This window comes from Moorena sp. SIO3H5 (assembly GCF_010692395.1).
In the GTDB taxonomy this organism is placed as follows: domain Bacteria; phylum Cyanobacteriota; class Cyanobacteriia; order Cyanobacteriales; family Coleofasciculaceae; genus Moorena.
In genome coordinates, this window is the sequence record NZ_JAAHHS010000282.1 from 1 (window position 1) to 10,182 (window position 10,182).

Here is a 10,182-nt window from a genome sequence, read left to right on the forward strand (position 1 = left end):
TCCAATCTACAGCTAAACTTTTCCTGAAGCGTATCCGTAAGACAAGTAAAGAACAAAACAGGGATTTACGGGAATCTGTTAAATTTGCTAAGATGAAGGGTGTAACCCCTCATCTTTTCCCTGTCTTGATGCAAAGCGCGAGTGGGGTTTCCCCATGAGCAACTGCATCGCTGAGGTAAGGGGAAAAGGAAGGTTCTGTCAGTAGTTCCTTTTAACTTAAACTTTGCTAGTTAAAGTTTTTACCTTATTTTTTTAAACGTTAAGTTTTCACAAGTGCGGTGATACCGAAGGTGAGTGCTTGCCATTCGTTTTGTATAGCAAGACACTTAAGGTGAACTTTCCAATGGCCGCGAGGGATTGCTCGCGGCCTTGGGTCACACCTCAAGGTGTTCTTCACCAAATGTTTTTCACCAAAATTTCACATTTTGGGAGATAATTACTATACAATACTTTGGTGAGCCTTCCCAAGTTTTTCACAATGTGCCATTAAACTTCGTGATTAACTTCAAAAACATTTTAAATAAATACTAATTTTCTATGCATATTAATAGAGATAAGTGTCTGTTAATAGGTCATAGGTAGTAGGTAATAAGTAATAGGTAATTGCGATATACAAGTGTTGTTTAAAAGCAGCAATAGTATGAGACTTAATTGGACATTGGAAATTACAAATTATCAGTTAACGATGATTTATACCCGAACAACTATCTCTATCTGAGGTTAGATATAAGCGTAAAAATTAGGTTTAAGGTTAAGTAGGGTAACGCTTATAGAATGGTTTTTACCCCTAGGTCTATTGATAATCAAATATCCACCCTTTGCGACTTTGAGCTTGCCAGTAAATGACTAAAGAACAGTCTTCTAAAAATTGCTTCAATGGACAATCGTTCATTATTACTTTTTGCCTGTTACCTTCTCTAGTAATTATCGTAGGAGTAATCAGCCTGTTAATCAAAAACAACAATTTTCGATTAACGGATTCATCAACAACTATTGTTAATCCAATAGAATCAATTATTAGTTGGTACAAAGACACGTCAGAGAACAAAAAATCATTATCAAGTGTTGCTAAAACTAGTTCTGAAAAACTAGTAGATAAAGCTTCAATGATCAATCAACTCATGGTACCTATTATAACTGAATATGAAGAAACCGGACTAGGTATAGGTATAGGTATAGACAAAATAAAGCCTGGTTTTGAAGCCATTGGGTTTACCTTTAACCAGGGAGAAACTATTCATAATCAAATTAATTTGATAGGCAACAATACGGGAGGCACAGTATTAATTAATATTCTGGGAAATGTTAACAATATCACTCAAGCATCGATAGCCACTAAAATTCCCTATAAATACTCTCATGAAAGCCAAGCTGCTTTACTTTTAGGATTATTCATTAGGGTAGTATCACCGGAATGGGAAAATGGTATGGCTTGGATTAACTATGGGTTAAAAGAACTTAGTGAAAACCAGAAAAATTTATTAATCACGGAACAAAAAAACTATCAGATTCACTTAAGGGTTGACCGAGAGGTAGATTTGGTGATTCTCACCATAAAATCCCGCTCTAAATCCTAAGGTAATAGTCACCTGTAATGGTACCAAACTACAACAAATCGGTTGAATTGCGTAATAAACCTTCCTTCACCAAAATAGCTGATGTCTGTCGAGATCTATTTTTTGGTAGATTACAACAGGAAAAAGGCAACAGAAACGTTTATGCTTCTGTTGCCTTTTTCCTAATGGTTAACAGGTAATAATTCGATTCAGTTTTGAAAGTTTTCAACCCTTAACACAAACAACCTGTTTCAGAGTTGCTACTACCTCAACTAGATCTGACTGATTAGCCATCACTTGATCAATTGGCTTATAAGCACCTGGGATTTCATCGATAACGTCCTTATCTTTACGGCACTCAACACCTTTAGTTTGCTCAACTAAATCATCAATGGTGAACTGCTTTTTTGCTTTGCTGCGAGACATTAAACGACCAGCACCATGAGCACAGCTGCAGTAACTGTCATGATTGCCTTTACCTTTAACAATGAAAGACTTTGCCCCCATGGAACCAGGGATGATACCATAGTCGTCGGTACGAGCTCGCACTGCTCCTTTTCGAGTGACATAAACCTCTTCGGAGAAATGCATTTCTTTCTCGGCATAGTTGTGATGGCAGTTAACTGACAACAAGGGCTTGAACGACTTACCACCAACTAGATGTTTCTCAACAATTCGCTTGAAGCGAGCCATCATGATATCACGATTGTAACGGGCATAGTTTTGCGCCCATTGCAAATCCCGCCAGTAAGCAGCAAATTCAGGGGTTCCTGCGACAAAGTATGCTAAATCTCGGTCAGGAAGGTTAGTATGTGCTAGCTTTGCTAATTCTTTAGCGGTATTAATGTGGCACTTAGCTAGCTGATTACCAATATGCCGTGAACCGGAGTGTAGCATCAGCCAAACTTGGTTTTCGGTATCAAGACACAATTCAATGAAATGATTGCCACCACCAAGGGAACCCAGCTGTTTCATGGATTTTCCATCTAGCCGTTGCACACCTGGATGAAGCTCCTTAAAGTCACGCCAGCCTTGCCAGTTTACTACTGGTTTTTCGATATCTTTGTTTTCATTAAAGCCAACGGGAATAGCTGCTTCAATCTCCAAGCGAATCTTCTTGAGCTTGCCCTCCAATTGCTCTGCCACAAAAGGGGTTTTAATGGCAGACATGCCACAGTTGTGAACAAACACACCAGCGGTCAAGGCAAAGTTGTGATACTCTGGCACAGTTAGGCAGTAGACATCTTGTCTTTCCTGAAGTGGTAAGATATTGACGACTTTGTGATTTGCCCCCCCTACCAGATTTGAGCTTGGATGCTCGGCAGGATCAACCTTATGGTGATCAATTACTGTTCTCGGACCTGGAAAAGATGGTACTGTTCCTAACAATTGAGATTCTAACAATTGAGTGGCAGGGATATCAGTGGCAGGGATATCAGAGGAAGAGATAATCCCATCTGCCTTTTGCCATCTTCCAGAATAGGGTTGCTGGATTAAGGTGTAACCATCTTTATCGGTTTGGGAGTAGAAAGGCATCAAGGATGTCCCTGGTTTGAGGTCGCGGGCTTCGAGGTAACTGCCATCCCTGAGCATGAATCGATGATCGGGAGTACATTTAATTTCTTGTGAGTTGTCGAGAACGACCTTTAACAGTAGTTGGTTACGGCGGGTTAATTTGGCTGTAGCCTTAGCCGCGACAATTCTTCCGGTTTGTGTGCAGGAGTAGACAATAATTTCGCGCTGACTGCTGGCTAGTGCTTCGAGGGTGTAAGATTTGCCATCAACCAAGGGGACGAGGGTATCACCTGTAAAACAACCAATATCTACCCCAACAGCTGCTGGCAGGATGGCATCTTTGGTGGCAATTACAGAGCCAACTAATGAGCCTTTACCTAGGTGAACGTCTGGCATTAATGCGACGTGCTTAAACACAAATGGCAGAGACGCCACATTTTTGGCCATTTGGGTTTCCTGAGCAGCTAGGGTGTGATTCGCCCAAGACAGCACCGGTTTTGGGGTGGACAGGTCTAGTTTTTCGTAAGGCATAACAATAATTATCTTTCTTTTATATTACATATATAATACATAAAACACTACAACCTTGTCCATAAGGTTGAAGCATTGGATGAGGTGATAATTACAAGTTTTCTTGAAGGAATCTGTGGACAGTTTAGTAACTGTCACACTATCCCCCTGTGCAGGTCAAATATTCTTAACCTGAAACCTAGCCAGACTCTGGATAATCAGGTTTGGTCAAAGACGGGGGGGCTAACCCTATAACCAGATAATTCCCAAACCAATTCCACTTCTGCAGGAAGTGGCGGTGTCAAATTGAATTATTATAAGATTTGGAGTTATTGAGTAATTTTTTTATATATTGCTATGGATATTCTGACACTAGGCTGGGTTTCTGTACTGGTTTTGTTCACTTGGTCAATCTCAATGGTTGTCTGGGGTCGTAACGGATTTTAACAGTATCGTGGAAAATCCCGTAATCACTATGTTGTTCTTTGCTGCCGCTGGATTATTAGTGGTGGTAAGCGGAGGAATCATATATCTAACTGCTGCTGAGTGGCGCGATCGCCGCCGCCAAAAGCGGGAGAAATAGGGATGAAAATCTGACAGCAGATGGCTGGGGGTTTTCATCCCTCTAAACCAAGCACTACCAACTTATATCTCAACCAAATACGCAAACGTTAATTAATTTTATTTGAACAGAGTCCTAGGAGGCTAAATCGTTGGACTCACTTGATATCGCTAAAGCTTATTCGTTCTAAATCAATACTAAAATTTATAATCCGTGATGTCACATGACGGAACATGCTTTTATAGTTTCTGCTCAGTATCTGAATGAGCATCTTGATGACCCCGACATCGTAGTTGTCGATTGCCGTTTTGCTCTATCTGATCCAAACCAGGGGTATGAACAGTATAAAGTTAGCCATATCCCTGGTGCTCACTATCTCGATTTGAATAAGGACCTTTCCAGACCAGTAGAGCGTCATGGTGGGCGTCATCCTTTGCCTGAACCTGGGAAGTTAGCCCAGAAATTAGCAGGGATTGGTGTTAATTTCCAAAAAACCCTAGTGATTGCCTATGATGATTCCCGTTTTGCGTTTGCATCCCGCTTGTGGTGGCTGCTGCGCTACTTGGGACACGACCAAGTGGGGTTGCTGGATGGGGGTTGGAAAGGATGGCATTCCCAAGGGTATCCAGTAACTGATCAAGAGCGTACCACAAAACCAGGAATATTTGTAGAGCAGTTGCGCTCTGATTGGGTGGTGGATATTAATAGTGTGAAAGTACGTAAAGATCTGCCAGAGGTGGCGTTGGTAGACTCTAGGGAAAGCGATCGCTATTTAGGTAAACGAGAACCGATTGACCCTGTTGCCGGTCACATTCCCGGTGCCATCAACTACCCTTGGCATGGTGTCACGGACACTAATGGTTATTTGCAACCATTAGCATCGCAACAAGAGCGCTGGACTGAGCTGGAGAACAAACAAGAAATTCTGGTTTATTGTGGTTCTGGTGTAACCGCTTGTGTCAATCTCTTTTCCCTAGCATTGGCAGGAATTAACACTGGCAAGCTCTATGCTGGGAGTTGGAGTGACTGGTGCTCTTATCTATAATTTTACCCACCGGTTGAGGTTGCTTGCTTTGAAAAACTGTGGCACTACTCAAAGCAAGTAACAGGTTGTGCAAAAGCTTGCCAGTCCCGTTAAACTACCACTACTTTGATACCTCTGATTGTTTCGATCTGAGTTGGTACCCTTCTCCCTAGGAATTAACTGAAGCGGTGCGACCCCGGCGCGAGGTTCCCAACTCCTAGGGAGACGCTCCGTGAAGGCCATGGGAACGCGCACCAAGACAGAGGAGGGTAAATTTTGCATCTTATCCTCAAAATCAGGAAATTATCCCGCTATTGCTTACTCTTTCCCATTGGTAAGTACAGATACGTCATCTCTATCAGTAGTAATCAAATCACTAATTAAATTACCACTAATTAGTTAAGTCTTACCAGTAATTACTAATTTACTAGCTAAAAACTGCTAGAATAAAAAATTATATTAAAGATTATATAGAAAATTGTTAGGTTTAAGTAAATATGCATTGTCCACTGAAACGTATGTCTATTTTTGTAGACGGCAATAATATGTTTTACGCCCAACAAAAGAATGGGTGGTTTTTTGATCCTAGGCGGGTTTTAGACTATTTTAAAAACGAACCTGGTATTACTCTAGTTAATGCATTTTGGTACACCGGACTCAAAGATCCTCAAGACCAGCGGGGGTTTCGAGATGCTTTAATTAGTTTAGGATACACGGTTCGTACTAAAATTTTAAAGGAATATTATGATGATAACTCGGGTCGCTATTCACAAAAGGCTAATTTAGATATAGAAATTGTTGTGGATATGTTTAATACTGTGGAACAGTATGACCGAGTAATTTTGTTTAGTGGAGATGGGGATTTTGAAAGAGCAATTGAATTACTGCGTTCTAAAAATACCCATATTACGGTGGTTTCTACAGAAGGGATGATTGCTAGGGAACTGAGGAATGCCACTGACCGTTATATTGATTTAAATGATGTCCGTGATCAAATTGAAAAAATTGATTCATAATTATAATTATAAATGAAGCAAACTTTCGGTCTAGTTGGCTGACGACTGTTCTCTTCAAATCACTGACTATCAACTAATCGAGTTAGTTATGAACCAGCAACCTCAATCAGAGCGCATTATCATTTTTGACACTACCCTTCGGGATGGGGAACAATCTCCTGGAGCAACCCTCAATGTTGATGAGAAGCTGATTATTGCTCACCAACTGGCACGATTGAGAGTAGATGTGATTGAAGCAGGCTTTCCCTACGCTAGTCCTGGGGATTTTGAGGCGGTGCAAAAAATTGCTCAAGCCGTGGGCATAGAATCTGGACCAACTATTTGTGGTCTAGCACGGGCAAGTCGTGATGATATCAAGGCGGCAGCCAATGCCCTCAAACCAGCAGCTAATGCCCGTATTCACACTTTCATTGCTACTTCTGATATTCATCTGGAGTACAAACTGAAGAAGACTAGAAAGGAAGTGTTAGAGATTGCGCCAGAAATGGTGGCTTATGCGAAGTCTTTTGTGGATGATGTGGAATTTTCCCCGGAGGATGCAGGGCGCAGCGATCCCGAGTATCTCTACGAAGTCTTGGAACGGGTAATCGATGCGGGGGCTACTACGGTTAATATTCCTGATACTGTAGGTTACACTACCCCAAGCGAATTTGGTGGCTTGATTCGTGGCATTAAGGAAAATGTTCCGAATATTGACCGGGCAATTATTTCTGTCCATGGTCATAATGATTTAGGTCTGGCAGTGGCTAACTTCCTCGAAGCAGTGAAAAATGGAGCCAGGCAACTGGAATGCACGATTAATGGTATTGGAGAACGGGCTGGTAATGCGGCTTTGGAAGAGTTGGTAATGGCATTACATGTCCGCCGTCAGTATTTCAATCCTTTCTTCGGACGCCCCCCAGAGTCGAAGGAACCCCTAAGCACTATTGATACTCGTCAGATTTACAAGACATCCCGTCTGGTTTCGAGTCTTACTGGGATGTTGGTGCAGCCGAATAAGGCGATCGTGGGCTCGAATGCTTTTGCCCATGAGTCTGGTATTCACCAGGATGGGGTGCTTAAGCACAAGCTGACCTATGAAATTATGGATGCCGAGTCGATTGGGTTAAAGGAAAATCAGATTGTACTTGGTAAACTATCGGGTCGCAATGCTTTCCGTTCTCGCCTCAGGGAGTTGGGTTATGAGTTGTCGGACAATGACTTGAATAAGGCGTTTGTTCGCTTCAAAGAGGTGGCGGATAAGAAGAAGGAGATTACGGATTGGGATTTAGAAGCCATTGTTAATGATGAAGTTTACCAGGCACCGGAAGTGTTCCACTTAGAGTTGGTGCAGGTTTCCTGTGGGGATCGTGCTAATCCTACGGCTACGATTACGTTGCGAACACCTACCGGTGAAGAACTTAGTGATGCTGCTATTGGTACTGGTCCGGTGGATGCGGTGTACAAGGCTATTAATCGGGTGGTGAATGTGCCTAATGAACTGATTGAGTTTTCGGTGCAATCGGTAACAGCAGGCATTGATGCTCTTGGGGAAGTGACTATTCGTTTGCGGCACAATGAACGGGTCTATTCGGGTTATGCTGCTAGTACGGATATTATTGTGGCTTCAGCACAGGCCTATGTTAATGCCCTGAACCGATTGTATTCAGCGATGCAGAACGGTAAGTTGAGTAATGATCCTGAGTTATCTATAGGTTCTCGAGCAGGGGTCTGATCTCAAATTGTTATGGAATCAATACAATAGACCTCTTGGATAAGTCTCATAAACCTTGGTCAAGACAAGGCAAAAGGCAATAGGCAATAGGCAATAGGCAATGCTGATCTAAAAAGCAAAGCTCTACATAGTTTGCCTTTTAATAATTGTCCCACTGACTGAAACGGTGGGATTTTTTTTTGCTGAAACGTTTTTGATAAAATGAGGTTTAATTTGGCAAGGTCTAGGTCTAAGTGAGGAATTAGGATTGCGTATGTCAAGTGCTCAGCTCAACACTGACAGAAAACACCAACGTCACACAGAGTCAGGGTTTTACTATTTTGCTTATGGCTCTTGTATGTGTCCAGTAGATTTAAAGCGATCGCTTGGGGAAGATACCCATAATTTTGTGATTGGTACTGCTACCCTCAAGGATTATCATATTGGTTTTTACAGTAAATCTCCAATTCGTAAGTGTGGCACGCTAGATGTGGTGAAAACTCCTGGCTCAAGGGTTGAAGGAGTGTTGTATCATTTACCTTGGCGGGTGAGTGAAGCTTTGGATCTGCGCGAAGGTGTGCCTCACAGTATCTACCGACAGGAAATGGTAAATGTCCACTGTCAACATAAGTTGTATCATGGCGTTCGGACTTATGTGGTGGTGAATAAGTTAGACCGGGAAATGGCTCCTAATGATTGGTATTTCCATGTGGTACTCCGGGGTGCTATTACCTGTGGGATATCTGAGGAGTATTGCTGGAAGTTATTTGATCATATGCACCAGTTGCAACTAAAGGCGAGCTGAGGATTGCTAGCAAAGGGAATAGGGAACAGCGGATCTGGGAATAGGGAACAGTTGATGTAGGGTGGGCAGTAAGTATAATTCCGATGGTAAGCTTTGGAATTGGTATTATTACTGCCCACCTTTAGCAAAGGGAGTAGGGAGTAGGGAGTAGGGAATCGTTGATGTAGGGTGGGCAGTAAGTATGATCCCGATAGTAAGCTTTGAAATTGGTATGATTACTGCCCACCTTTAGCAAAGGGAGTAGGGAATAGGGAACAGGGAATAGGGAGTAGGGAGCAGGGAGCAGGGAGCAGTTGATGTAGGGTGGGCAGTAAGTATAATCGCGATGGTAAGTTTTGGGATTGGTATTATTACTGCCCAACTTACGATTAATTTTACTAAAAATATAGACAACTAAAAAATAATTTATAGTTCCACCTGGTTCATAAAAATTTATTTTTGAAAATTTTGATCAAGGGGGGGAATCTCAGCGATCGCCTTTGGCGCGCTCTTCAGAGCGATCGCTTTCAATTTCAATTATAATCGCAATTGCTTTGATAACTTCTTGTAAGTCTGAGGTTGATAAAGATCCTAATTTACGAATAAATCTTCGGACATCGACGCTTCTTAGCTGTAAGGCGTCAGCCGATGATAGTTTGGTTAATCCATTGTCTGAAGTCGGTGTTAGGTAAATATGCCAAAGACTACCAGTAAAAGATGATTGCCAGTTGGTAATTGGCACAACTAATTTAAGAGGAAGTCTTCCAATATAATCTGAACTTACGACAACCGCTGGTCGAGTTTTTTTGATTTCTGCGCCAATGGTTGGATCTAAGTTAATCAGCCAGATTTCACCCCGTTTAGGATTGATAGTCATCGATTTACTCGTTATCAAAATTTATCCAATCTTTCCATTCTTGATTTTCTTGATAATAGTCTTTCATGGCTTCTGCTTGTTGGGCTAAAATGCGACGACGTTCTTCTAGGGGAAGTTGTTGAAAAGCTTGGCGTTCCATTGAATTATTTTGTGCGGTTTCAGGTACGATTAAAATAACTTCTATTGTTTGTCCTACCGGTAAATTTGGAAGGGAAATCTCAAGGCGGTTGCCTTGTTGAACGGTTGTGGTTAGATAGTGGGTTTGTTTCATTACAGCAGTTTTCAATTGGTTTAGGTATAAAGTCTTGGGTTTTAGGGAGCAGGGAGCAGGGAGCAGGCATGCTAGCATGCTAGCAATAGTAGCGTGCGCGTAGCACTTAAGCTTATATTATTATATTAATTATACAAAAAAAATAGACAAATAAAAACTAGTTTATCTTCCCATTATATCCATATTTCATAATTAAAAAAAAATCTAAATTCCTTGACAACTGATTAATTTATAAATATATTAATAATATAAGCTATTTACAAGAGTCACGATTCATGACCAAGAACATTCCACCTAACTCCGATGACAAGAACACCCCAGAAAACTCTGGTCGCGAACCTAAGAAAGTCAAGCTGACCTTGATCGGTTCTCCA

Annotated in this window: 12 protein-coding genes and 1 pseudogene; 8 read left to right on the forward strand and 5 right to left on the reverse strand. The window is 41.6% G+C overall.

Annotated elements, in window-relative coordinates:
- The first annotated feature begins 842 nt into the window (after positions 1 to 842).
- Complete coding sequence (locus F6K52_RS25105; RefSeq protein ID WP_293084466.1) at positions 843 to 1,577, forward strand: hypothetical protein; 735 nt, start codon at positions 843 to 845, stop codon at positions 1,575 to 1,577.
- Between the two features lie 17 nt (positions 1,578 to 1,594).
- Positions 1,595 to 1,756 (forward strand): hypothetical protein, encoded by a 162-nt coding sequence (locus F6K52_RS25110; protein WP_293084469.1) that lies wholly within the window; start codon positions 1,595 to 1,597, stop codon positions 1,754 to 1,756.
- A 25-nt stretch (positions 1,757 to 1,781) separates the two neighbouring features.
- Here the strand turns inward: F6K52_RS25110 and F6K52_RS25115 are convergent, their stop codons facing one another.
- Positions 1,782 to 3,377, reverse strand: coding sequence for an RtcB family protein (locus F6K52_RS25115; RefSeq protein WP_364419575.1), 1,596 nt, complete (start codon positions 3,375 to 3,377; stop codon positions 1,782 to 1,784).
- Positions 3,369 to 3,602, reverse strand: a pseudogene (locus F6K52_RS37070) (RtcB family protein); the annotation flags it as partial. The gene F6K52_RS25115 and the pseudogene F6K52_RS37070, both read right to left, overlap by 9 nt.
- A gap of 336 nt (positions 3,603 to 3,938) precedes the next feature.
- Here F6K52_RS37070 and petN point away from each other — a divergent pair.
- The 6 genes from petN (at position 3,939) to F6K52_RS25145 (ending at position 8,681) form a co-directional block, all read left to right on the forward strand.
- Positions 3,939 to 4,028, forward strand: a complete 90-nt coding sequence (petN, locus tag F6K52_RS25120) for a cytochrome b6-f complex subunit PetN (RefSeq protein ID WP_010871354.1) — start codon at positions 3,939 to 3,941, stop codon at positions 4,026 to 4,028.
- A gap of 7 nt (positions 4,029 to 4,035) precedes the next feature.
- Positions 4,036 to 4,164, forward strand: coding sequence for a hypothetical protein (locus tag F6K52_RS25125; RefSeq protein WP_293084475.1), 129 nt, complete (start codon positions 4,036 to 4,038; stop codon positions 4,162 to 4,164).
- 202 nt (positions 4,165 to 4,366) lie between these two features.
- On the forward strand, positions 4,367 to 5,188 hold the full coding sequence (locus F6K52_RS25130) for a sulfurtransferase (RefSeq protein WP_293084479.1): 822 nt from the start codon (positions 4,367 to 4,369) through the stop codon (positions 5,186 to 5,188).
- A gap of 476 nt (positions 5,189 to 5,664) precedes the next feature.
- On the forward strand, positions 5,665 to 6,183 hold the full coding sequence (locus F6K52_RS25135; protein ID WP_071102932.1) for an NYN domain-containing protein: 519 nt from the start codon (positions 5,665 to 5,667) through the stop codon (positions 6,181 to 6,183).
- A gap of 88 nt (positions 6,184 to 6,271) precedes the next feature.
- A complete protein-coding gene (locus tag F6K52_RS25140) occupies positions 6,272 to 7,897 on the forward strand; it encodes a 2-isopropylmalate synthase (protein WP_293084485.1) in 1,626 nt (541 codons plus the stop codon).
- A 253-nt stretch (positions 7,898 to 8,150) separates the two neighbouring features.
- A complete protein-coding gene (locus F6K52_RS25145) occupies positions 8,151 to 8,681 on the forward strand; it encodes a gamma-glutamylcyclotransferase (protein WP_293084488.1) in 531 nt (176 codons plus the stop codon).
- A gap of 121 nt (positions 8,682 to 8,802) precedes the next feature.
- Here F6K52_RS25145 and F6K52_RS25150 read toward each other — a convergent pair whose 3' ends face one another.
- The 3 genes from F6K52_RS25150 to F6K52_RS25160 form a co-directional block, all read right to left on the reverse strand.
- Positions 8,803 to 9,042 (reverse strand): hypothetical protein, encoded by a 240-nt coding sequence (locus F6K52_RS25150; RefSeq protein ID WP_293084491.1) that lies wholly within the window; start codon positions 9,040 to 9,042, stop codon positions 8,803 to 8,805.
- Between the two features lie 105 nt (positions 9,043 to 9,147).
- Positions 9,148 to 9,537 (reverse strand): type II toxin-antitoxin system PemK/MazF family toxin, encoded by a 390-nt coding sequence (locus tag F6K52_RS25155; protein WP_293084494.1) that lies wholly within the window; start codon positions 9,535 to 9,537, stop codon positions 9,148 to 9,150.
- Positions 9,538 to 9,541: 4 nt separating this feature from the next.
- Entirely contained in the window at positions 9,542 to 9,886 is a 345-nt protein-coding gene (locus tag F6K52_RS25160; protein ID WP_293084497.1) for a hypothetical protein, read from the reverse strand.
- Positions 9,887 to 10,182: the final 296 nt, after the last annotated feature.